Here is a 24,422-nt window from a genome sequence, read left to right as displayed (position 1 = left end):
GAGGATGGTGTTTATGAAACGAGGATTACTCATTATTCTTTCGGGTCCAAGCGGTGTCGGTAAAGGAACTGTACGAAAGATTTTTTTTGAAAAGGAAGAACTGAATCTTGCATTTTCAATTTCAATGACGACGCGTAAACCGCGAAATGGTGAAATTGACGGAAAAGACTACTATTTTGTGAGTCAAGAACGTTTTAAAGAAGCAATTGAAAATGATGAAATGTTGGAATATGCAGAGTTTGTTGGCAATTACTATGGTACATTGATGGCGGAAGTGGACCGCTTACGCGATCTTGGGAAAAATGTACTCTTAGAAATTGAAGTACAAGGTGCACGGCAAGTTATTGATAAAGTACCAGATTCCTTGAGTATCTTTTTAGTACCACCAAGTATGGAAGAGTTAAAACGACGGATTGAAGGACGTCAAACAGAGTCACAAGATGTTATCCAAGAACGATTGGATAAGGCACGTAAAGAAATGGAACTAATGAACCACTACCGATACGTTATTTGTAATGAGAACCCACAACTCGCAGCAGACTCTGTTGCACTAATTATTAAGCGAAACATTGAAACAACTCTTTAGGAGTTGTTTTAAGTCTTTATAGGAGGATGAGCATGTATCTTGATGTCTATATAGAAAATAGTTTTTTAGGAAACAAAACACTGACTTACCAAAGCGGTAGTCATGATGTAAAAGCGGGTATGCGTGTTAAGGTTTTGATGAATAACCGTGAGCTTATTGGCTTCGTGAATCAAGTATATCCCCCAATTCCTATGGATTATGAGATTGCTGAAATTATAGAAGTTTTGGATGACGAACCGGTAATAAATAAAGAACTTTTTGAATTGGCAGAATGGATGAAAGACCAAACGATAGCTCCAATGATCCGTTGTCTTCAAACAATTTTGCCCAATAAATTACGACCTAAATCGAATACCAAGCGTATTAAAACACAACGGGTAGTTCGCCGATTGCATGGGAATATCCAAGGACTGACACCGACTCAAAAACAATTTCTAGATGCATTTCGCACGGATACAACATTACCTGTAAAAGAAGCACAAAAAATGTACTCTGGTTTCCGTAGTCTTATCGATAAGGGAATCCTTGCACTCGAAGATCAAGAGGTTATCTACGAAAGTAAGCCAATAGTTCAGCAGGATGCAAAGTACGCATTAACAGATGCGCAATCAGATATCCTGAAGCGGGTACACTTTAACAGTGCACACACTTACTTGTTACATGGTGTAACAGGTAGTGGAAAAACTGAGGTATACTTACAGTTGGCACATGATGTTGTGAGTCAGGGGCAGCAAGTATTAATTCTAGTTCCTGAAATTTCACTAACACCACAGATGATTGATCGTGTTTCTACGCGCTTTGGTGAAGACGTCGCGATTTATCACTCTGCATTAAATGACCAAGAAAAATATGAACAGTACATGCGGGTTAAACGGGGTGAGGTCAATATTGTCGTTGGCACACGATCCGCGGCCTTTATGCCATTTCAAAATTTAGGATTAATCGTAATGGATGAAGAACATGACAGTAGTTATAAGCAAGAAAATACACCATTCTACCACACTCGTGATGTTGCGATTCACCGAAGCAAGTATCATAAATGTCCTTTGGTCTTAGGGAGCGCTTCACCAGCATTAGAGACTTATGCAAGAGCTCTAAAAGGAGTCTATACACTTTTGGAACTACCAGAACGTGTCAATCAGACCTTTCCCAAAGTAACCGTAATCGATACGCGTCAGGCACTTAAAAACCGTGCATCTCATTTGCTGACACCGACGTTACTCGACGGAATCTATGATCGCCTACAAAAAAAACAACAGGTTATGTTGTTGCTGAATCGGCGTGGGTATATGACCTTGCTTAAAGATGTCAATAATGAGGTAATTCAATGCCCGAATTGCGATGTCTCATTAAACTATCATAAAGATGAAGCAAGTTTGAAATGTCATGTGTGTGGATACGCAGCACATCACAATGCGAACGCGAAGGGAAATCAAAACATAGTTGGTAGTGGCGTTGGAACACAACGTTTGGAAGAGCATTTACAAGTATTGTTTCCACAGGCTCGAATTGGTCGTATGGATGCAGATTCTACCCGTCAAAAAAATGCTCACGAAAAAATTCTAAATGCCTTCATGAATCACGAAACAGATATTCTTGTTGGAACCCAAATGATCGCGAAAGGTCTCGATATTGAGAATGTGACATTAGTAGGGATTATTAATGCCGATACTGCATTGGCTCACACAGATTACCGTGCTGTAGAGCTTTCATTTGAAATGCTACTCCAAGCATCTGGGCGTGCAGGGCGCGGCCAATATCCAGGGGAAGTCATGATTCAAACGGCCAATCCAGATCACTACGCGATTCAAACAGCGATTCACCAAAAATATAAGCACTTTTTCAAATTTGAAATGAACTACCGTCAAATCGCAAATTATCCACCGTATCGCTACCTTATTTCTATAATATTTAGTGATGAAGATGCAGACAAAGCATTCGCAGCTGCAAACGGGTTCGTTCCGTTTGTCGAAGACCCACAAATTCAACAAATCGGTCCAGTCATGTTACGACGTTTGAATCGTAGGCACAGAAGCCGTATAATATTAAAAGGAAAAGATCTCGATGTTATGATCGCTAAAACGCATCAAGCATTAGAGTTGTATAAGAAAATAAATAGAACAGGAGTGAGTGTTGATGTTAATCCATTAACGCTCGAATAAAGATGAGAAGAACCGAAACCTACAAAGTTCTATCTGAAGTTTACTTCAAAGATAGACATGCTCACCTTGTGTTAAAAGAATTAGATTTAAAACCTGAAGATCAAGCGTTTGTAAGTGCACTTGTGTACACAACGTTGCAACATAGTTTGTATCTTGATTATCAATTCGAAGATTTAATTGATAAGAAACTCCCGAAAGAGATTCAGTTAATAATTAAAATGGGACTGGCACAGTTTTTCAAAATGGATAAAATACCCGATTATGCCATCGTAAATGAGTCAGTGGATCTAGCAAAGAAAATAAAAAAATTCCGCTATGCGGGTGTCGTTAATGCTGTTTTGAAAAATGTTATGAAGCGAGGCGAACGACCTATTGAAGGCGATACACTTCAAGTAGCATCAATTCAGTACAGCATGCCATTATGGATTTTAAAACTTTTAAGCAAACAATACTCGGAAGCATTTGCACTGGATTACGCAATTTACTGCCAACAAATCAAGCCTGCATATGTTCGCTTAAATACACTAAAACCAACCGATACTTTGGATCCTTCAGTATTTGATACACTTGGGGGGCATACGATTGCGAAAGCTGAATTATTTAAGACAAACTATCTTGATGAGGGATACCTCTTAATTCAAGATGTTAATTCTCAAGAGGTTGTGAAACAGATGGCGTTGGAGCCAGGTATGCGCGTTCTTGATTGCTGCTGTGGTCCAGGAACAAAAACAACCCAAATTGCCGCACTTATGGAAAATAATGGTGTTATTGATGGCGTAGAATTATATGAATCGCGAGCAACATCCACACGTCAATTGATGGAACGAACAAATGTACAAATTGCGACAATTCACACGCAAGATGTACTTGAGTATCAATCGAAGGAACAATACGATCGTATTCTTATTGATGCACCATGCTCAGGATTGGGCGTTCTTTCGCACAAACATGATTTACGATATCATATTTATCCACAAGATTTAGATACGCTAGTGACTCTTCAAAAAGACATGCTCAGTCACATTGCACCGATGGTAAAAGAATCAGGTATCTTGATGTATTCAACCTGTACACTGAATCGAAAAGAGAATGAAAAACAAATTAAAGAGTTTTTAGAGAATCATGACAACTTTACGTTGCTTCACGATGAAACCATGAACCCGATGGAAACCATGGGTGATGGATTCTATATTGCCAAGTTACAACGTAAATATTAAGATAGACAAGAAGAAATGAGAGGTCTAACCGTGAAATATACAAGCATTAGCGAAATAGGATTATTACGAAAAGAAAACCAAGATAATGTCGCAGTTGTAGAAAATCATAATGCCCTTTTAGCGATGGTATGTGATGGTATAGGTGGTGCTAATGCTGGCTCAGTTGCAAGTGAAATGGCCGCACGTATGTTAGCGGAATCGTTTGTAGACCATAAATACTTTACGACGCTAGATGAGGTAACTACCTGGTTTAATAAAGCGATTACTGAAGTAAATAGAGCTGTATATCATGAATCGTTAGTGGTCCCTGAATTCCAAGGGATGGGTACAACTATGATTGCTTGCATTATTTTATCAGATGGTGCAATTGCCTTTAATATTGGAGATAGTCGCATTTATCGTTTTGAGAATCAAAACTTAACACAACTATCAGAAGATCAAACGTATGCGTACGAGATGTACCGTCGTAATCAAATCTCTAAAGAAGAAATTGATAAACATCCAAAACGAAATGTACTCATGAATGCAGTTGGAATCGATGAAAGAATCTCATTTGAAACAATTACCATTGAAAAAGGGTGGGATTATCTTCTCTTATCCAGTGATGGTCTTCACGGCTATGTTCCGTACTCAATGATCACACAAATAATGAATGAAGGAAATATACTAGAAAAAAGACATCGACTTATGGAAATGGCGTACCGTTCTGGGGGCTATGATAACATCTCGATAATATTGTTGGAGGGTGACAAAAAATGACGGAAATCATAGGGAATCGATACATACTCATTCGTAGAATCGGAAATGGCGGAATGGCCGATGTTTTTCTTGCGAAAGACACAGTTTTAGACCGTGAGGTTGCATTAAAGCGGCTGCGTGGCGAAATGTCTACAGACCCAGTATCACTGCTTCGTTTTCAGCGTGAAGCAACTGCTGCGAGTCGCCTTAGTCATCAAGGAATTGTAGAAGTCTACGATGTCGGTGAAGACAATGGGCAACACTATATTGTAATGGAAGTGGTGAGAGGTACAACATTAAAAGAGTTGATTCATCGACGTGGCGCTTTGGATAAGTTTGAAGCTGTTGCGATTATCAAACAGCTTGCACAAGCACTACAAGTTGCACATGCGAATCAAGTAATTCACCGTGACATCAAACCACAAAATGTGCTCATCAAAGATGATGGAACTGTAAAACTAACTGACTTTGGTATCGCCCTTGCAGGCGACGCAATCCAATTAACACGTCATGATTCGGTATTAGGGTCGGTCCATTATATGGCTCCAGAACTTTCGCGTGGAGAAGGTGCAACGAAGCAATCAGATATCTATGCACTGGGCGTCGTATTTTATGAACTCTTAACGGGTGAAATTCCGTATCGTGGGGAAAATCCTGTCGAAATTGCGATGAAACATATGCGTGACCCGTTTCCCTCGGTTCAAAAATTCAATCCGAGTTTGCCCAATTCAATCGTAAATGTTATTGCTAAAGCAACAGTCAAAAATCGAAACTACCGTTACCGTAATATCGATGAATTTATCGAGGATTTGTCAGATATTTTGGACCCTTCTCGTGCCGATGAACCCTTGTGGGAGTTTGAAACACCTGAAGATGACCAAGGGACACGTGTACTCGGAACATTAACTGAAGAAGAAGCTGAACTCGAGGCCAAAAAGAAAAAACGTAAAAAAATGATGATAATTGGGGGAAGTGTTGCCGCTGTTGTTGTGGTGGGACTCTTTGCATGGTTTCTATTCAGACCAAAACCTAAAGTTGATATTCAAGTTCCGAAAGTTACCGGTATGACAGTTGAAGAAGCGAAAGTAGCACTTGAACAATTAGGATTAAATGTAAATGCTTCTGTGAGTTACAGTTACTCAGACGAATACGAATCCGGCATTGTTATGGCAACAAAGCCTGGTGAAGGAGCAACTGTTGCTAAAGGAGACCAGATTAAATTAACGGTATCCCATGGAAAGATGTTCGAAGTAGGAGATTATACGGGTATGACGGTGGAAGCCGTGACACAAGCGCTTAAAGATGTTAATGTTGAAATTAAGACAGTAACTGAGCCGCGAAAAGATATGGCTCCAGGAATTGTAATTAGTCAATCAGGGTTAAATCCAGGTGATAAAATTGTCCCGAACCAACGACGTGAATTGACGCTGACAGTAAGTTCAAAGATGCAACTTTTAATTCCAGATGTTACAGGTAAATCAGTTGCGGCAGCCAAACAAGAACTTGAAGCGTTGGGGATCGTAACGCGAACAGAATTATTGCCACAGGCAGGGCTTAGCCTCGCTGAAATTAAAGAACTTGAGTACAATGTTGTCAAACGTACTAATCCATTAGCAGGAAGCTATTATGTTCAAGATGAGGGAAGTTCTGTAACGCTTTATTATTATGAAAAGATGACCAATCCGGAGCCTGAAACAAAACCGGAACCAGAAAAACCAGATACCGGCAACCCTGATAATGGAAAACCTGAATCTGGAAATTCAGGATCAAACAAACCAGGATCGGAGTAATGTAAACTAAGTGCATAAAACTGCACGCACTGAGAAAATTGCTAAAATAGAGGTATGAGGTAAAGTATGAAAAAAGCAAGAATTACGCGAATCGTTTCGAATCATTACACGATTTATATGGACGGCGAATTTCATGTTGCGAAGGCAATGGGAAAGCTTCGACTGGGACAAAAACCCATTGTAGGGGACAATGTTCATGTCGAGTTTCTTGAGGAACAATGGGTGATTCAGGAAGTTCTTGAACGGGAGAATCATCTCATACGCCCACTGGTTGCTAACATAGATCAAACCTTAATCGTAATGTCGGCGAAAGAACCAGATTTTTCATACACACTTGTAGATCGCCTTATATTTTTGATTTCACTTGAAGGTATTAAATCCGTCATTGTCATATCTAAAGCTGATTTGATTACAAAAGAGGCGCAAAATGAAATCATTCAAGAATACCAAACGCGTGGTTATCAAGTGGTTCTTACGGGCCAAAATTTACCAACGGACCCTTTAGAGAATATCCTAAAAGATAAACTATCGGTGCTTGCAGGCCAAAGTGGTGTTGGAAAATCAAGTATTTTAAATCGCATTAATGGAGAATTACAGTTAAATACGCAAGCGATTTCTAAAGCACTCGGTCGAGGACGCCATACAACCCGTCATAACCAACTTTATGAAATTGCTGGAGGATGGATTGCTGATACACCAGGATTCTCATCACTTGATTTTTCACAAGTTGATGTTCAAATGTTAGCTGAATCGATCCCAGATTTCGCGCCTTACATTGGGCAATGCAAATATCGTAATTGTTTGCATTTAAAAGAACCAGGTTGTAAAATCAAAGAAGCAGTAGAAAATGATGCTGTATCAAAAATTCGATACACAAATTATGTGGATGTAGTAAAACTAATCAAGGAGGACACACGGGGATGAAAATAGTATCGCCATCAGTATTATCTTTAGATTTTTCAGAAATGAAGACACAGCTTAAACGTGTTGAAGTAGCGGGGGCTAAGTGGTTACACTTTGATGTTATGGATGGTCACTTTGTGCCAAATATTAGTTTTGGTCCTGGCATTCTCAAACAAGTTGATCATGTATCGGATTTATTGATGGATGTCCATTTGATGATCAGTGACCCTGTTCAGTATTTTGATGCATTTATCGATGCAGGTGCTGATGCCATCACGATTCATGCTGAATGTTTTGATGATGTCATGGATGGAATTGCCGCTGTTAAGGATTTAAAAAAACGTGGTGTAAAAGCTGGAATCACATTAAAGCCAGGCACAGATATTTCGCTTATTGTTCCATATCTTAAACATGTAGATATTGTTCTTGTCATGAGTGTTGAACCAGGGTTTGGAGGCCAAGCATTCATGCCTGAAATGTTGGAGCGTATCAAAGAAGTTGACGCGTTCAGACAATCAAATAACTACGAGTATCTCATTTCTGTTGACGGTGGCATTAATGACGAAACTGGTATTCGTGCACGTTCAGCAGGCGCAGATATTTTAGTTGCTGGAAGTTATGTTTTCAGTGATGATATTGAAAAGGCAGTTATTTCTTTATTATGAGAACCGTCACACTCGTTCTAGGGGACTTTGAAGGAACCGTTGAAGGTGATGTTATCGGTGTTGACTATGGAGCCCTTGTTTGTTTAAACAAGGGCATTCCTGTTATGTTGGCATGTGGAGATTTTGATTCTGTTAGTGAAGATGATTTCCAGCGAATTAAAAACTATGCCGAAACAACAATCCGACTCAACCCAATGAAAGATGATACTGATTTTCTGTTCGCGTACAAACAAGCAGGGGATTATGATGAAATTATAGTCTATGGGGGATTGGGTCGACGCCGTGATCACGAATACAGCAATGTGATAACAGCAATGCTTGATTCGCGGATCACCTTGTACGATGGTCAAAACAAAATAAAAAGATATGATGAGGGTACTCACCATATCGCTAAAAATGATTATTACTATTTATCTGTGCTTGTTTTTGAGCCGATTACGATTACACTTGAAGGATTCAAATATCCGCTTAATCAACGTGATGTTAAATTTGGTGATACTTATCTAACATCAAATGAGATTCTAGATGATATAGGGGTTGTGACGCTTCAAGGTGGGCCTGCACTTATAATACAAGCAAATCAATAATAAAAAAACGGTGATCCACCGTTATTTTTATTATCGAGCTTGTTGTGCTTTGATAGTTTTTAATGCACGGGCGGAAATACGGACCTTAGTTGGCTTTCCATCGACCATAATTGTCGCTTTCTGAAGATTAACATTCCATTTACGACGTGTTGCACGAAGTGAATGTGAGCGTTTGTTTCCAGACATGGTTTTCTTTCCAGTTACTGAACATACTCTAGGCATACCGTAACCCCCTTTCTTGTCTATTCTTTAACGCTTAGTAACTATACCATACGCAATATGTTTAATCAAGTAGGTTTCCTAAAAAAAATAGACAAAATATGATTGTGAAATTTCTGTTGAAGTCAAGCCCTAATGCCTTTAATCTTAGCTTTGATTATGATATTATTATACTAAGCATGAAGGAGGTTCGCAAATGGAAAAACAAATCATTGCAGCATTAGAAATTGCGGATCACGAAGTACGCTTATTAGTTGGACAATTTTTCAATGGTAGATTAAATATTTTAAAAGTAGAACGTGTTCCCCATCTGGGTATCTCAGGATATACGATTATGAGTGAAACACATGTTGTAGATTCAATTAAAAAAGCTGTTGAGAATGCATCTCGCAACTTGGGGGTAGTTGTAAAGCGCATATTATTGGTTGTACCTGGAGTACATACCAAGCGCATAAACCGTCAGTTAAGGGTCCCAATTACAGGACGTATCTCGGAGTCGGATGTCCGGCGCGCATATAATGAATTAGCGAAAACACAATATCCTGAAGGATATATCTTAACAAACATATTAATGAGTAAATTTTTTGTTAATGGAAGCTCAACACGCAAGCTCCCATTAAACGAAAAAAGCGACGCACTTACAATAGAAGCAGAGTGTTACTATGGAAAACAATCAGTAATATTCCCTTATGTAAGTGTCGTAGAGAAATCGGGATTGAAAATCTTGGATATCATTTCTGATGATATCGGATTTGGTAAAGAAGCATCTCTATTTGAAGCGTCAATCGATAAGCCTATAATTGCGATAACGCTCCATGAAAAAATGACACGGTTATCCTTGTTTCATAAAGGGGTTCTGCTATCCAGTGACTACCTTGAAACGGGATTCGAGAGATTTTTAAAACAAATAGAAACAACATTAAAAGTGCCCAGTGATGTGGTACACCGATTGATGTATTACAATGTAGATTTAGATTTAGAGAACCCAAGCAATGACCCAATCTTCATGTGGTCAACAAAATCAACAACACATGTGTTGACACAAGAAGAACTAATGGCAATTGTTGCGGATGATATCAAAATGTTTTTAAAAGATTTGGTAATGCGATGTGAACCAATATTTGAATTAGGATCACCAAAATTTGTCGTGACCGGTGAGGCTAGCGTCATAGCGGGACTCGAGACCGTGATTGCGAATGAAAGTAATTCTGAAGTAACAACGTATCGGTCGACAACGTTTGGAGCGAAGGAGCCAGGCTTAACAGCTGTGCTCGGTTCGTTTTACTACTATAAAGATCAACATGTCTATCGAGAAATGACGATGGCAAGCGTTGATGAAATTGACTTTATGAATACGGTATTGAATATTGAAACAGATATAAAAGATGATTCGATTACTCAAAAACTTAAAAACATGTTCTTTGAACGATAAATTGGAGGAGTGAACAAAATGAGTACAAATTTTCAACATAGTGTAGCAAGAATTAAAGTTATTGGCGTCGGTGGGGCCGGAAATAATGCCGTTAACCGAATGGTTGATGAAGGCATGAAGGGTGTAGAGTTTTATGTAGCCAATACTGATCTACAAGTGCTTAATGTTTCACCAGTCGTGAATCGTATTGAATTAGGACGTGAAGTAACCAAAGGGCTTGGAGCTGGTGCTAATCCAGAAATGGGACGCAAAGCTGCAGTCGAAAGTGAAAATGAAATCCGTGCTGCAGTTAAAGATGCAGATATGGTCTTTGTTACTGCTGGTCTTGGTGGTGGAACGGGAACAGGAGCATCGCCACTTGTTGCCAAGATTGCTCAAGAAGAAGGAGCATTGGTCGTTGGGATCGTTACAAAACCATTTACTTTCGAAGGACGTCGCCGTCGCGAACAAGCGTCTTCAGGCCTCGATGAGCTAAAACAATATGTAGACTCTCTAATTATCGTAAGTAACAATCAATTGCTTGAAGTAATTGGCCGTATTCCTTTCCAAGAAGCATTTAAAGAAGCAGATAATGTATTACGTCAAGGTGTTCAAACAATTACAGACTTAATTGCTGTTCCTGCAATGATTAACTTGGACTTTGCTGATGTTCGTTCTGTTATGCAAGGACAAGGTAGCGCTCTAATCGGAATTGGTATGGCTCAAGGCGAGAACAAATCAATCGAAGCTGCACAAAAAGCAATTACGTCACCATTACTAGAAGCGCAAATTGATGGCGCTCGTAACGCGATTGTGAACGTTACTGGTGGAGATTCAATTTCGATTCAAGATGCGAGTGAAGCTGTTGAATACATTCGTGAAGCGGCTGGAAATGATATCGACATTATTTTTGGAGTTGCCATTAATGAAAATATTGGGGATGCAATTATTGTGACTGTGATTGCCACAGGTTTTGATGATTCAGTTCGTGATGTTCAAGAAACAGTCGCTCAAGTAGAACGTTCAGGATCACAATCATCACAAAACGAACGTACAGAAACAACTAATAACGATATTCCTGAATTTTTTAGAACACGTTAATACGGTGTGCAGTTTGCACACTATGAGGAGTTTATATGAAAAAAGTATTTGTAATTTTTCGTAACGAAGCATCATACAATCCGAAAATAATCAATAAAATTGATGAGTACTTGCGTATGATGGATGTTGAAGCAACAATTGAAGCGACAACGCCAGAATTGTTTGAACGTGTAACCGAAAATGAAGCTGTAGCGGTCTCAATGGTTACATATGACGATGCAAATGAACATATTGAAGTCATTGATGGTACATCATTAAGAACTGGTGTCGGTGCAGAACCTGTGCTCTTCGAACTTGCGAATAAACTTAAAGCATAAAAAAGGTTGTGATGTATAATTCATCACAACCTTTTCTTCTATTTAAAAGCACGTTTATATTGTTGGGTAATGAGATCGTTTTTACGTCGAGCATGGGCTGCGTGAAGCACCCAGTTAGCATTTGAGAGAAGAGGCCGCGCTAGTCCGATGTAGTCAGCTTGTTCTGATTCAATGACATAGGCCGCAAGATCGGGATTCCCTAGCATACCACAAGCAATAATATTGTTGTTGGGGAAAGCCTTCTTAATCTTATGTGCAAACGGAACTTGATATCCAGGATATATTTTAGTTGGTGGATTAATTGTAATTCCGCCAGATGAAACATTAATGAAGTCATATGAAGCCGCAACAGGTTCGAGCATACGAATTGTATCGTCCACAGTCTGTCCATTGGGTTCATAATCAGTTGCACTAACACGTAGTGACAATATCTTATGTTTTGGCCAAACTTGGGTAACCGCAGCTGTTAATTCTTGTAAGAACACGGATCCATCTTTGTACTTGTCAGTCCTATGATTTGAAGCAGGGCTCATAAATTCAGAAATAAGATATCCGTGTGCACCGTGAATTTCAATTGCATCAAACCCTGCCTTATCGGCACGAACAGCAGCTTCTTGAAAATCTTTGATGATACGTTTTATCTCGTCGGTTGTGAGGGCTACGGGTGTGCGTGAATCATCAGAATAAGCTATTGCGCTAGGTCCGTAGATGGTGTCAATTCCATCACTTGCAGTTGACTTACGGCCCGCATGATTCAATTGAACGCCGATAATGGATCCTTCCTCGTGGACAGCATCAACAATATTTTTGAATGGTGCAATTTGGTCGTCGTTGTATAATCCTAGGCAATCGTCAGTGATGCGTCCTTCTGGTGCAACGCCTGTTGATTCGATGATGATCATCCCAACTTGGCCGATTGCGCGCGAGACATAATGCGCAAAATGGAAGTATGTGGGGATACCATCATGCTTAAATACTGAATACATGCACATAGGTTCCATAACGAGGCGATTTTTCAACTCGTAGTTTTTAATCTTAGTTTTATCAAAAAGGTTCATAGTTATCACTCCTAAGGAAATTATAACACTGTTTACCGAAAATAATATTGAGATGCAATGATGTGAAGTCGGATAATTTGTGAATGGTACTTAGAAATAGCTTAATGAACGTTGGGTTAATGCAAAAACAGCAATCTTTAACAAACAGATGTCTAGGGGACGTCTTAGCATCATGTTCATTAAAAATAGAACATGATAAACAAGATTTATTAAATATGTGTTGACATATCTGAAAATGTAACTCATAATATGTAAAAGCGATGAAAAGGAAAGTAGTTTAATGAAAACTTTCAGAGAGTCTGTGTAGGGTGAGAGCAGATAGTGGCAGTTAAATGAAAATGGCCTTGGAGCAGTTTTACTGAGATAGTGTATTTAGGTAAGACCGGGTTCGCCCGTTAACGCGACAGAGTATGATAGTACTCGATAAGGATTATCTTGTGAAAGATAATTAAATTAAGGTGGTAACATGAGCACGCTCATCCTTAGGGATGGGCGTTTTTTATATGTAGAAACAATAAGGAGGAGAACATATGAAGAAATTACTCGTTGTATTAGCAGCATTATTGGTATTGGCTGGTTGTGGTGCTTCGAAAAGTGGCGATGATAAAACTATCGTAATTGGTGGAACACCGTTTCCACATGGAGATATTTTAGAGCAACTTCGCGAACCACTCAAAGAGCAAGGCTTTGAGTTAACGGTTAAAAAGTTTGACGACTACAAAATTCCGAACACTGAAGTTGAATCAGGTGGTTTGGACGCAAACTACTTCCAACACATTCCTTACCTCAAAAACTTCAATAAGGATAATGGAACGCATTTAGTGGACGTATTAAAAGTTCATTATGAACCAATTGGGATCTATGCAGGGAAGAAGTCTTCTTTAGCTGATGTTGCTAAAGGTGATACTGTACTTGTGCCAGATGATGCAACAAATTTACCAAGAGCACTGAAGGTTCTTGAAGAAATCGGTTGGATTGAGCTTGGGGATAATCGTGATACCGCAACTGTTAAAGATATCGTTAAATTTAACCAAGAAATCACCATTAAAGAAGTTCAAAGTGATGGAATTGCACCACTCATAAATGATGCAGAGTATGTTGTGTTAAACGGAAACTACGCAATCACTGCGAAAGTAGTTGATCGTGTACTTCAAACGGAAACGATCTCTCCAGAAACAATTGCAGACATTGTTAATGTCGTTGCAGTTAAAGAAGGAAATGAAGATAGTCCAAAGACCAAAGCTATTATTAAAGCATTTGAAGATCAACGTGTGAAAGATTACATTGATGCTCAATTTGCGCCAGCGGTTACAAGTGTCTTGAAATAATTTAAGTATTAAACAGAAGGATGCATATTTATTAATGGAGATGATGACATGAAAATCCATGATATGCATCCTTCTTTGCGTCCACGAGAGCGTGCTGAGCATTTAGGGATTGAAGTATTATCCGATCGGGAATTGCTGGCGATTGTATTACGTTCTGGAACCAAGTACCAATCCGTGCTTGAGATTGCGGATTTAATTTTTGAACGATGTGGTAACATTACGGGATTGCCAAAAATGACATTACATGAACTAATTAAAATTAATGGGATTAAAAAAGTGAAGGCAATTGAAGTATTGGCAATCATCGAGATTGCCAAACGAATGGTTGAGCCACATTGTGGTCAAATTGTCGAAATTTATGATACTGCATCAATTATTAAATGGTTATTCATAAAAATAGGATATGCAAAACAAGAGCAATTTCTAGTAATATACCTAAATCAAAATCGTTGTATTCTAAATCATCAAGTTTTGTTTGTGGGAACTGTAGATCGAAGTCTAATACATCCTCGAGACATCATTCGTGAAGCGAGTATCGTCGGAGCGATGAAAGTGGTATTTGTACATAATCATCCGAGTGGGACGATGGCACCAAGTCGTAGTGATATCGAAGCGACGACTGTGTTGATAAGGGCGTGTCGCCTTGTAGGTGTGGAAGTTTATGACCATTTAATTGTCTCGCAGTCAAACTACATCTCACTTAGATTTCAATTACCGGAATTGTTTATAGAATAGTGTGTGAAGAATCACGCTTTTATTTGTAAAGACAGTCATTCTTAAGTATAATAAAATAGGTGATTCAATGAAAAGAAAAAGTACTTTCAATAGCGTGATGAAGACGCTCATACTAATCATAGTCGTAGCAATTATGGGAACAGGAATGATAAAGGGATCAAAATTTTATCAAAATGTAGACCGTAATTTCTTCAGCTTCTTTTCTATGATGAAATATGGATTAATTGACTATCCAATTGAAACAGCAAGTGGCTTTATGACGGATGTAGCGACAATGTGGGACGTAAGATACGAAAATGACTTGTTACGCCATGAATTGGAAAATGCGGCACATTGGCAGACACGCGTAAAAGCTCTTGAAGAAGAAATTAGTCAGCTAAAAGCACAAAATGAATTAAAAAGTGTTTATACAGAGTTAGTTCAAATTAATGGAACCGTGAAGTATCACTCCAGTGAGAGTTGGGATAGCACAATTACAATAGACATTGGCGCCGCAGATGGTGTTAGTGTTGGTGACGGTGTTATTGCTCCGCAAGGAGTCATCGGTCGTGTTAAACACGTGAGTGAAAATCAATCCGAAGTCTCAATTTTAACTGCAAATGATGATAATTCAAAAGTATCTGTCCGTATCGAAACGGCACCAGGTGAATATGTTCAGGGAATTTTAGATTCCTATAATCATGAAACCAATCTGTTCTCAATTAATTTGCTAGAGACGAATTCGTCAATATCGCCGGATATGGTTGTATCCACCGCAGGAATTGGTGGTGTCTATCCAGCAGGATTACTTATTGGAAATGTTCATTCACAACGAAATATTGCGGACGGAATTGGTGTTGTCGTTTATGTGAAGTCGAATGTTGACTTTGATGATCTTCGATTTATATCGGTGGTTAAACGACCATGAGAACAATTCGACTAATGCATTTTGTCTATATTGTCATACTCTTGTTTTTAGATGGAGTTCTAAATGCGCTCGGGCGTCAATTTCTGATTCCACAATTTACATTTGTAAGCAATATGGCATTTATGGGTTTAATCATGTTGAGCCAAAATGATAGTAGAGAAGAGTCCATCATCAAAGCGATGATACTGGGCATTTGGTTGGAATTCAACTATATGGATAGCTTTCCAATCTTCTTTGTATCGTTTGCACTTACAATGTTGATCGTGCGACTATTCGATCGACATATCGGTTACTCTGTATCAGAGTTTATTCTGTTAATTATCGTAAGTTTATTTATCAAAGAAATAATAACTTACATCATGGCTTGGTATAGCAAGGGGTATAACCAAGAGTTTATGGCTTTTCTAGCTTATCGCAGCTTCTGGGTATTACTTGGTAATTTAATGTTGATTCCAATTGTCAGATTTGGTTACAGTAAAATGCACCAGTATATCCTAAAAAAAGCACAAAATCTCTATATGAGATAAAGGGGGACTTATGAACACACAGGAAAAAGTTAAGACGTTTATAAATAAAAACTTAACACTCAATCGACTGTTAATCGTTATTATGTCATTAGTTACATTATATTTGCTAATGCTTACAGAAGGATTCTGGATTTACGCATTTGGAAAACTTCAATCAATCTTGATGCCATTCATCATTGGATTCGGAATTGCTTATATCCTACATCCAATCACGAAGTATTTTGAAAAATTTGGAATCAAGCGACAAATTGTTGTGCCACTAACACTCATCGTTTTTGTAGCACTCGTTGTCTTATTGATTTCATCAATACTACCAAAGCTCATTACTGATATGATGACTATAATCAATTCAAGTGTTGATGGTATTCAACAACTGCTAAAGTACTACACAGATTTCCAACAAGGGAAACCAGAACCATGGGTTACAAATCTTGTAAATGAAGGTGTTAAAATCTTGGAGGGCCTTATTAAAAGCGTACCAACAATTCCAACATTTGCATCACAATTTGTCGGTCAACTGATTAATTTCTTGACGACTGCGCTCTTCTCATTAGTTATTGGTCTTTATCTCATTTTCGATTATGAAGATGTAACGCGAAAAGTATTGAATTGTGCGTATAAAGTTTCTCCAAAAGTTGCGAATTCACTCATTGTCGTGAACCGCGCTGTGTTACAATATCTTCAAACACTTATTGTCATCATGACAATAACGTTTGTTGAATATACGATTCTCTATTCGTTGGTTGGGCATAACTATGCATTAGTATTAGGTGTTATGGCTGCATTTGCATTGCTAATACCATACATTGGTCCAATCACAGTTCAAGTCCTTGCTGTTTTAACTTCACTAATGCTTCCAGTACCGCGCATTATTGCATTAGCAATTGGCTTGTTTATCCTTTCAAACTTAGACAACTATGTCATCTCACCATTTGTATATTCAAAACGAGATAAAATTGATCCGGTGTCTTCTCTCTTTGTGTTCTTTGCATCGAGTGTCATGTTTGGATTTATCGGTATTTTACTTTCAATGCCAATTTACTTCTCATTGCGTGCAATTTATGCGTTGAAGAAAAATAATTGGGAATTAGAATCAAAAGTAGAAGCGTAATTTGAAAGAGGGGTATTTATGAAAAGATTAATTAAAAGTACATTGGTTGTAGTAATGTTTACACTGATGTTGACGGGCTGCGTTCCAAAAAATAAGAATGTAGTAGTTACAAGTTATCCTTTAGAATACCTCGTAACAACATTGGCAGGAGACCGCGTAAATGTCGAACGACTTGATGTTGGGTCAACGCCTCAAACTGCTCAAATTAGAGATGATTACAAAGAAGTTCTCGAAAAAGCGGATACGATGTTTTATATCAATGAAATTCAACCTTACTGGGAAATTTATCGTGATGATATCATCTCTAACAATAAGATTGAAGTTATAGATATGGCGGAACGCTCATCACTTTACAACTTTGCTCGCTTTACAACAGTAACAGCTGCGAATTCGACACACGTAGTCGAATCACCGTATTATGATACTCCAAACTTTGAGCGGGTAGATGTTTATGATAAAGATCCGTTCATTTGGATGGATCCGCTAGCGATGACTTCGATGGCTCGAACCATTAAAGATTGGTTAGTTGCGACATATCCTGATGATGCTGCAAAATTTGAAGATAGATTTTCTAAACTAGAAATTGAATTAACGAGTTTGCAAGCCGATTTCCAACAAATCAAAACACCAGCAGTTCCCATTAAAATTGTCACGATGACGCCGACATTTGGAAACTGGCAAAAGAGTTTTGGGGTCGAAGTATATCCGGTAACCATTTCTAAGTTCGGTGCTCTTCCAACGGAAGCGATGCTCAACGATATTCGTACATCTATTCAAACAAATAATGTAAAACATATTGCCTTTGAAGAAGGTATGACGGAAGAACAAACAGCACTATACAATCAGTTAAAAACAGAACTATCGCTAACTGAGATACAATTAAGCAATGTTTATTCATTATCTGAAAAGGATGTTGCGGAACAGTATGATTACATTCGAATCATGTATCAAAACTTGGAAACCCTTAAATCGATAAGTCGATAAACCTAAGGGTTTCCTTTCTTTAAATGGAGGAAATTATGGAAAAATTACTATTAATAGATGGAAACTCGATGTTGTTTCGAGCATATTATGGAACATTATCACGAGGACATATGATGTCTTCAACAGGTGTTGTGACCAATGCTGTTTATGGCTTTTCGACAATGCTTACGAAAGCCATTGAACTTACAAAACCGGACTATATCCTTGTCGCTTTTGATACTAAGGATAAAACATTTAGACATGAGATGTTTGGCGAATATAAAGGGACCCGAAAAGAAGTTGATAATGAGTTAGTTTCCCAATTCGCTCTTGTACGAGAATTCATTGATGCATACCCAATTCCTCGATTAGAAATCAGTGGTTATGAAGCGGATGATATTATTGGAACCTTGTCAAAGCAATATAACAATGTAAAGGTGGAAATATTATCCAGTGATCGTGACTTACTACAGTTAATTGATACAAACGTTGAAGTTCTTCTCATGAAAAAGGGAATTACCGACATTAAAACGATGAACCTTCAAAATCTTGAGACGGAAATGAACATTACACCATCACAAATCGTGGATGTTAAAGCACTTCAAGGTGATACAAGTGATAATATTCCCGGAGTTCCTTCAGTTGGTGAGAAAACAGCACTTAAATTAATTCAACAGTATGGCTCATTTGAGAGCTTGTATGCTCATAAAGATGAAATTAAAGGGAAAATGGGTGAGAATGTTCGTAATTATGAAGCTCAAGCGCGTTTGTCCTACGAGCTTGCTAAAATTGATGTCGAAGTACCCAATTCCATAACCTTGGATACGCTTCGATATGCCCTTCCTGACAATACTTTGAATGCATTTTATCGAAAATATGATATGAATTCCTTAATAACAGAAGATGTTGAAATCACTGATACAGTTAAAGAAAACTTTAAAATGGCTGATCTCGAAGAATCGTGGTTGGCAGACGATGTGACATTGATGTTAGATTATGACAAGAAAGATGTACTTCAAGGGATTACCATATACAATGCTAATGATGTAGCTTTTGCCTATCTGACACTTCCAGAAATGATTCTAGACAGTGTATTCCACGGGTTACTTGGTCGTGAGAAACAGTTGTTTGCAGTTTCTTCCAAAGCCCTTTATCGTTTCGCATTAGAGCATGATATAGCGATTCAGGCGGGCATTGAAGATATTCTCTTACTCGCATTTATAATTAATCCGTCTGTGACGACATTTGAAAAGTTAAAAGACGAATACAATGCGTGGTATTTAAATTATGAAGGTCTAGAGCAAAATTTTGCGACAATTAAAAGAATGCACACATTATATTCAGAGTTGAAAGAAAAGGCTTTGAAAGATGATCTCATTGCTATTTATGATGACATCGAATTACCGCTAGTTATGGTGCTTGCGGAATGTGAATTCTTAGGAATTAATGTGGATCGTAGCATACTTGATGATGTTGCCGAAAAAACCAAGTCAAAGATTGATATGCTGACTCAATTAATTTATGACGAAGCAGGCGAGGAGTTTAACATTAATTCTCCGAAACAACTTTCCGAAGTACTATTCGATCATCTTCAACTTCCTAGTGGTAAAAAGCGCTCTACGGCAGTGTCCGTTTTAGAATCACTTGAGGGTGTGCACCCAATAATCAAGCCGATCTTGGAATACCGCAAGTACGCTAAGCTCTATAGCACGTATGCAGTTGGACTCACAAAATTTATTGGTGCAGATAATCGTATCCATACGTCGTTTAATCAACATGCAACACAAACAGGCCGTTTGTCATCAAGTGATCCCAATTTACAAAATATTTCGGTTCGTGACGAGGAGACACGTGCAATCCGCGGAGCATTCATTGCGAGTCCAGGACATAAGCTTGTAAGTATTGACTATTCTCAAATCGAGTTACGGGTCTTATCCTACTTAGCACATGAAGAAAAAATGATGGATGCATTTAAGCATGATGTTGATATTCACACGGCCACTGCAAATGAAATTTTTGGTGTTTCTTCAGCTGATGGAGCTATGCGTCGCCAAGCGAAATCTGTAAACTTCGGAATCGTGTATGGTATCTCAGGATTTGGTTTATCAAAACAACTTGATATTTCGATTGCGGAGGCAAGTGCATTTATCGATAAGTACAATGAAGCTTACCCAAATATTCAAAAATATATGGATTCGGTCATTGCAAAATGTGAGGTAGATGGTTTTGTTACAACGTATTTTGGAAGACGACGCTATATTCCAGAAATTTTCGATAAGAATCGTGCAGTCAAAGAATTTGGAAAACGTGCAGCAATGAATGCACCAATCCAAGGAACTGCAGCAGATATAATAAAAATTGCAATGGTTAAAGCACATCGTGCATTGAAAGAAGCAAATTTAAAATCAGTCATGATTCTACAAGTTCATGATGAGCTTGTTTTTGATGTAATAGATGAAGAAGTGGATCAAGTGATTTCACTGATGACATCAGTAATGGAGAGTATCGTTGATTGGCCAATTCCATTAAAAGTCTCAGTTGATATCGGATCAAATTGGTTAGGAGAGTAACGAATGCCAGAATTGCCAGAGGTAGAGACTATTGTTAAAACAATGGGTGTCTCGCTACTAAATGAACAGATTAAAGCCATTAACCTTCGATACCAACCATTATTGGAAACTGGTTCAGAGTATCCAATTGATGTGCTCGTAGGTGAATCGTTTGTTGATTTCAAACGTCGCGGAAAATATGTTTGGTTTGAGCTTACCAATGGATATAATTGGATTATTCATTTGCGAATGGAAGGCAAATTCCATCTTTATGACTCGCAACAACGACCTAACGCACATACGCATCTTACATTCAATACAGCTAACCATTACGTTCATTACTTGGATACAAGAAAGTTTTCGAGAATGGTGGTTACAAAGCATCCGGAGCAATTCTTTGAGAGTAAGCGATTGGGGTATGAACCATGGGACAACGAACTTACTCCAGAATATTTAAAGAAGAAATACAGTACAATTGGTCGTCCAATCAAGCTAGTATTGCTTGATCAAGCTATTTTTGTGGGGGTCGGAAATATATATGCAGATGAAATACTTCATGATATTCGCGTTCATCCATTAACCCCTGCGAAGATGATTTCGACGGTCAAATTGTCACAGCTTATTTTGTCTGCGCGTCGCATTTTGGAAAATGCGATTCAAGCAGGCGGAACCACAATTAGATCTTATACATCTGGACTCAACGTTCATGGTCGATTTCAAATTCAACTTGCGGCCTATGGACAAGGCGGTAAGCCGTGTCCTCGATGTGGGACAACGATGGATCGAATTGTTATTGGTGGAAGGTCAAGTGTATTTTGTCCAAAATGTCAGAAGGTGAAACGATGAAAATTGCGATTACAGGAACAATCGGTGGCGGTAAATCTCAGGCAAGTGAGTATCTACGTGCTCTTGGATATGAAGTCTATGATACCGATAAAATGGTCCATGATTATTATGAAAAGAACGGGCGCCTTTATGACGCTCTAATAACAATGTTTGGTCATGATATTCTTACGTCAACTGGCGACATTGATCGCAGTAAAATAGCGTCGATTGTGTTCAATGATTATGAAAAACTTGATGCCCTGGAAAATTTAGTCTTCCCACACATTCAACAAGATGTAAATCGTGTAAATGCCCAGAATCAAATTATATTCTTTGAAGTGCCGCTCTTGTTTGAATCACATTCCGAAAAGGCTTTTGATAAAGTAATGATGATAACTGCACCATATTCGACACGTATTCAAAGACTAGCTCAACGGGGGCTTGATGAGGCTGAAGTGAATCGCCGGTCGAAACGTCATCTTGATGAGGCTTCCAAAATTGAAAAATCGAATTTTGTAATCAATAACGACGGTTCGTTAGCTGAATTACACGACTGTATTGATGCAGTTATTCATAAATTGAGAGGAGAACAATAGTGGCGAAAGTAGTGATTCATGTAAACAAAAAATATGATCTTGCACCCGACCAATTGCATAGTTTATTGGTGTACTATCAACCACTTTTTTCGTATCCCGCAGCATCGCTCTATTTGACGCTTTACGAATTTTCTACATTAGATTCTAGTGTTGAAATAAGAGAATTACTACGAATTCTTCAAGTTGATGTACGCGAATTCGAAGCAAATCGGAAAGAGCTCGAGCGCTTTGGATTAATACGTACATTTGAACTTGATAAGTCACTTTCCTTGGAGTTGCTAGAGCCGCTTCGTCCCGTTGATTTTATGGAACACAGTACATTTGGTCGTCTGTATGCTATTGTGATGGGTCGCGAAAAGTATATCGAAGCATGTGAACATGTTCAGGTTCCGATAATCCCGGATACAGCTGAAGAAATTACTGCGCCGTTTGATATTGCAAGATTGTCCACTTGGGACGAACAATCTGAATCAGCATTCATTACAAGGCCGGTTGCCGAGACATCACGAAAAAGACGTTTTGACGCAAGTTCTTTCTTTAAGACCTTAAATCCAATGATTTTTCCAATGCAGCTTAGAACCCGGGAAGTTATTGATGTTGTTGAAGAGTTTGGAAGCAACTATAAAATAAGCTATGCTGACATGAAGTCTAAGCTCCTAGCGGCAACTAATTTTGAAACAATGATTTTTGATAAACGGAAGTTTCAGGTTCTTGTTGATCGAGACCATGGAATTCAAAATGTTAATACTGTTTCAAATGCTTATGAACTTGATCCCATCAGTTTTATTGCATATAAACAAGAAAATGATTATGTTGTGGATGCAGATAAAAATCTTATTAAGTCGCTACAGAGTAACTTTAAATTCAATGATGAGGTTGTTAATATTCTAATAGAATACATCCTAGACAATAATAATAAAAACTTGAATAAAAACTATGTAGAAAAAATTGCGGCAACGTGGAAACGTAAAGGAATTGAAACGGCTAAGCAAGCTCAAGATGAAGTATCAAGACCAATAACTAAAGTGCAAAGTCAACCTAAGGCTCGTGTAGAAATTCAATCTCCTGATTATACAGAAGCAATTGAAGTAACCCAAGAGTCGGATGATGAAAACACGAGAATTATCGAAGCATATCTTAAAGGAGGACAATCATGAGTTTTAGAAATATGTCATTTGAACTAACACCTGATCAGATTAAAGCACGTGATGAATTGGGTAAGAAATTACTTGAGTTACCTGAAATTCAATTATTTATTGAAAAGTATGACTGTCCTGAACAGGTTATCGTCGAGAATGCATCCAAATTCAAACGATGGGTTCAATCAAAACGTAAAGCACACTCATATGCAAAACATGAAGTTGTTGCTAATCCGGAGTTAGCCAGCTTTGTAGATTTAGCTTACGATAAGCATACAGGAATCATTGATGAATTCGTGACAGAACTTCCGATTCTCGATGAAATTGAAAATGAATATTCATATTTGAATAAATACCAAGTGATGCCGTTACCCTTAAATTTACGTGAAGCACACTTCGATAAGATTGACTATCAAAATGAAAGTGCTCATTTTAAATCTGTGATGGGTACGTTGGTAAAATTCGTTGAAGACAATTCGCTAGGTTACTTTATTTTTGGTGATTTAGGAATTGGAAAAAGCTATATAAGTGCGGCTGTAACGAATGAATTTGCAAAGAAAAACCATTCAGTAGCATTTGTTCATGTCCCATCATTACTTAGCCTGTTAAAGCAAAATTTTAATAACTCATACGAGTTGGATCGAATTTTACGGAAACTTAGGTCCGTTAAAGTACTTGTACTTGATGATCTCGGTGCCGAGCCGATTACGTCGTGGAGTCGTGATGAAATATTACTGTCTATTCTCAATGATAGACTTGAGAATAAACGGAAGACAATTATCACAAGTAACTACCGTCCGGAACTTTTGGTAGGGCTCTATAAACTGGATACCAGAGGAGTTTCAGATGAAATCAGAGCACGAAGACTAGTGGATAGAATCCATGCGTTAACAAGCCCATTAGAAATGACGGGTAAAAACCGTCGAATTGCACAAAAATAGATATTTAAAGGCGAAATAATTGGCGAAAAGTGGTATGATTACTCAAG

Annotated in this window: 24 protein-coding genes and 1 other annotated feature; of the genes, 22 read left to right on the top strand and 2 right to left on the bottom strand. The window is 38.3% G+C overall.

The features are described 5' to 3' along the window. Window positions 1–13: 13 nt before the first annotated feature. The 8 genes from gmk to GVV19_RS05165 all read left to right on the top strand — a co-directional run bounded on the left by gmk (window position 14) and on the right by GVV19_RS05165 (window position 8,648). On the top strand, window positions 14–586 hold the full coding sequence (gmk, locus tag GVV19_RS05200) for a guanylate kinase (protein ID WP_159638740.1): 573 nt from the start codon (window positions 14–16) through the stop codon (window positions 584–586). 32 nt (window positions 587–618) lie between these two features. Then, a complete protein-coding gene (priA, locus tag GVV19_RS05195) occupies window positions 619–2,748 on the top strand; it encodes a replication restart helicase PriA (protein ID WP_159646024.1) in 2,130 nt (709 codons plus the stop codon). Between the two features lie 2 nt (window positions 2,749–2,750). Next, window positions 2,751–3,965, top strand: coding sequence for a transcription antitermination factor NusB (locus GVV19_RS05190; protein ID WP_159646021.1), 1,215 nt, complete (start codon window positions 2,751–2,753; stop codon window positions 3,963–3,965). Between the two features lie 30 nt (window positions 3,966–3,995). Further along, window positions 3,996–4,724 (top strand): PP2C family protein-serine/threonine phosphatase, encoded by a 729-nt coding sequence (locus tag GVV19_RS05185; protein ID WP_159640235.1) that lies wholly within the window; start codon window positions 3,996–3,998, stop codon window positions 4,722–4,724. Then, window positions 4,721–6,493 carry a Stk1 family PASTA domain-containing Ser/Thr kinase gene (gene pknB / locus GVV19_RS05180; RefSeq protein ID WP_159646018.1) on the top strand — a complete coding sequence of 591 codons (1,773 nt, stop codon included), beginning with the start codon at window positions 4,721–4,723 and terminating at the stop codon, window positions 6,491–6,493. Before GVV19_RS05185 ends, pknB begins: the two co-directional genes overlap by 4 nt. A gap of 66 nt (window positions 6,494–6,559) precedes the next feature. Continuing rightward, on the top strand, window positions 6,560–7,417 hold the full coding sequence (gene rsgA / locus GVV19_RS05175) for a ribosome small subunit-dependent GTPase A (RefSeq protein ID WP_159640241.1): 858 nt from the start codon (window positions 6,560–6,562) through the stop codon (window positions 7,415–7,417). Then, window positions 7,414–8,061, top strand: coding sequence for a ribulose-phosphate 3-epimerase (gene rpe, locus GVV19_RS05170; RefSeq protein ID WP_159640244.1), 648 nt, complete (start codon window positions 7,414–7,416; stop codon window positions 8,059–8,061). Before rsgA ends, rpe begins: the two co-directional genes overlap by 4 nt. Continuing rightward, window positions 8,058–8,648 (top strand): thiamine diphosphokinase, encoded by a 591-nt coding sequence (locus tag GVV19_RS05165; RefSeq protein WP_159640247.1) that lies wholly within the window; start codon window positions 8,058–8,060, stop codon window positions 8,646–8,648. Before rpe ends, GVV19_RS05165 begins: the two co-directional genes overlap by 4 nt. A 30-nt stretch (window positions 8,649–8,678) precedes the next feature. Here GVV19_RS05165 and rpmB read toward each other — a convergent pair whose 3' ends face one another. Then, window positions 8,679–8,870 (bottom strand): 50S ribosomal protein L28, encoded by a 192-nt coding sequence (gene rpmB, locus GVV19_RS05160; RefSeq protein ID WP_159638724.1) that lies wholly within the window; start codon window positions 8,868–8,870, stop codon window positions 8,679–8,681. 193 nt (window positions 8,871–9,063) lie between these two features. Here rpmB and GVV19_RS05155 point away from each other — a divergent pair, with 193 nt between their 5' ends. The 3 genes from GVV19_RS05155 to GVV19_RS05145 are packed head-to-tail and all read left to right on the top strand — an operon-like array spanning window position 9,064 to window position 11,696. Then, window positions 9,064–10,299, top strand: coding sequence for an acetate and sugar kinases/Hsc70/actin family protein (locus GVV19_RS05155; protein WP_159638722.1), 1,236 nt, complete (start codon window positions 9,064–9,066; stop codon window positions 10,297–10,299). 18 nt (window positions 10,300–10,317) lie between these two features. Next, window positions 10,318–11,379, top strand: a complete 1,062-nt coding sequence (gene ftsZ / locus GVV19_RS05150; protein WP_159640250.1) for a cell division protein FtsZ — start codon at window positions 10,318–10,320, stop codon at window positions 11,377–11,379. 35 nt (window positions 11,380–11,414) lie between these two features. Beyond that, on the top strand, window positions 11,415–11,696 hold the full coding sequence (locus GVV19_RS05145) for a hypothetical protein (RefSeq protein WP_159638720.1): 282 nt from the start codon (window positions 11,415–11,417) through the stop codon (window positions 11,694–11,696). A 38-nt stretch (window positions 11,697–11,734) separates the two neighbouring features. Here the strand turns inward: GVV19_RS05145 and GVV19_RS05140 are convergent, their stop codons facing one another. After that, complete coding sequence (locus GVV19_RS05140) at window positions 11,735–12,754, bottom strand: oxidoreductase (RefSeq protein WP_159641454.1); 1,020 nt, start codon at window positions 12,752–12,754, stop codon at window positions 11,735–11,737. A 251-nt stretch (window positions 12,755–13,005) separates the two neighbouring features. Further along, window positions 13,006–13,241 (top strand) — a binding site (T-box leader). A 43-nt stretch (window positions 13,242–13,284) separates the two neighbouring features. Here GVV19_RS05140 and GVV19_RS05135 point away from each other — a divergent pair. The 11 genes from GVV19_RS05135 (at window position 13,285) to GVV19_RS05085 (ending at window position 24,375) form a co-directional block, all read left to right on the top strand. Then, window positions 13,285–14,082, top strand: coding sequence for a MetQ/NlpA family ABC transporter substrate-binding protein (locus GVV19_RS05135; protein ID WP_159646015.1), 798 nt, complete (start codon window positions 13,285–13,287; stop codon window positions 14,080–14,082). Between the two features lie 48 nt (window positions 14,083–14,130). After that, window positions 14,131–14,817, top strand: coding sequence for a RadC family protein (gene radC, locus GVV19_RS05130; RefSeq protein ID WP_159641453.1), 687 nt, complete (start codon window positions 14,131–14,133; stop codon window positions 14,815–14,817). Between the two features lie 67 nt (window positions 14,818–14,884). Beyond that, window positions 14,885–15,724 carry a rod shape-determining protein MreC gene (gene mreC / locus GVV19_RS05125; protein ID WP_159641452.1) on the top strand — a complete coding sequence of 280 codons (840 nt, stop codon included), beginning with the start codon at window positions 14,885–14,887 and terminating at the stop codon, window positions 15,722–15,724. Next, window positions 15,721–16,251, top strand: a complete 531-nt coding sequence (locus tag GVV19_RS05120) for a hypothetical protein (protein WP_159646012.1) — start codon at window positions 15,721–15,723, stop codon at window positions 16,249–16,251. The genes mreC and GVV19_RS05120 overlap by 4 nt, the downstream gene beginning before the upstream one ends. A 10-nt stretch (window positions 16,252–16,261) precedes the next feature. After that, the gene (locus tag GVV19_RS05115; protein ID WP_159641450.1) at window positions 16,262–17,362 is read left to right on the top strand and encodes an AI-2E family transporter; all 1,101 of its coding nucleotides are present in this window, start codon (window positions 16,262–16,264) and stop codon (window positions 17,360–17,362) included. An 18-nt stretch (window positions 17,363–17,380) separates the two neighbouring features. Continuing rightward, window positions 17,381–18,346, top strand: coding sequence for a metal ABC transporter substrate-binding protein (locus GVV19_RS05110; protein ID WP_159641449.1), 966 nt, complete (start codon window positions 17,381–17,383; stop codon window positions 18,344–18,346). A gap of 35 nt (window positions 18,347–18,381) precedes the next feature. Further along, window positions 18,382–20,895, top strand: coding sequence for a DNA polymerase I (gene polA, locus GVV19_RS05105; RefSeq protein WP_159646009.1), 2,514 nt, complete (start codon window positions 18,382–18,384; stop codon window positions 20,893–20,895). Between the two features lie 3 nt (window positions 20,896–20,898). Further along, the gene (gene mutM / locus GVV19_RS05100; RefSeq protein ID WP_159646006.1) at window positions 20,899–21,720 is read left to right on the top strand and encodes a bifunctional DNA-formamidopyrimidine glycosylase/DNA-(apurinic or apyrimidinic site) lyase; all 822 of its coding nucleotides are present in this window, start codon (window positions 20,899–20,901) and stop codon (window positions 21,718–21,720) included. Further along, a complete protein-coding gene (gene coaE / locus GVV19_RS05095) occupies window positions 21,717–22,295 on the top strand; it encodes a dephospho-CoA kinase (RefSeq protein ID WP_159646003.1) in 579 nt (192 codons plus the stop codon). Before mutM ends, coaE begins: the two co-directional genes overlap by 4 nt. After that, window positions 22,295–23,452: a DnaD domain protein gene (locus tag GVV19_RS05090; RefSeq protein ID WP_159641445.1), complete on the top strand. Its 1,158-nt coding sequence runs from the start codon at window positions 22,295–22,297 to the stop codon at window positions 23,450–23,452. Before coaE ends, GVV19_RS05090 begins: the two co-directional genes overlap by 1 nt. Further along, window positions 23,449–24,375: an ATP-binding protein gene (locus GVV19_RS05085; protein WP_159641444.1), complete on the top strand. Its 927-nt coding sequence runs from the start codon at window positions 23,449–23,451 to the stop codon at window positions 24,373–24,375. The genes GVV19_RS05090 and GVV19_RS05085 overlap by 4 nt, the downstream gene beginning before the upstream one ends. Window positions 24,376–24,422 lie beyond the last annotated feature (47 nt).

Source organism: Erysipelothrix anatis (assembly GCF_009828745.1).
Taxonomy (GTDB): Bacteria; Bacillota_I; Bacilli_A; order Erysipelotrichales; family Erysipelotrichaceae; genus Erysipelothrix; species Erysipelothrix anatis.
Note: the sequence above shows the minus strand (reverse complement) of the source record. Positions and strands in the feature narration are given on the sequence as shown.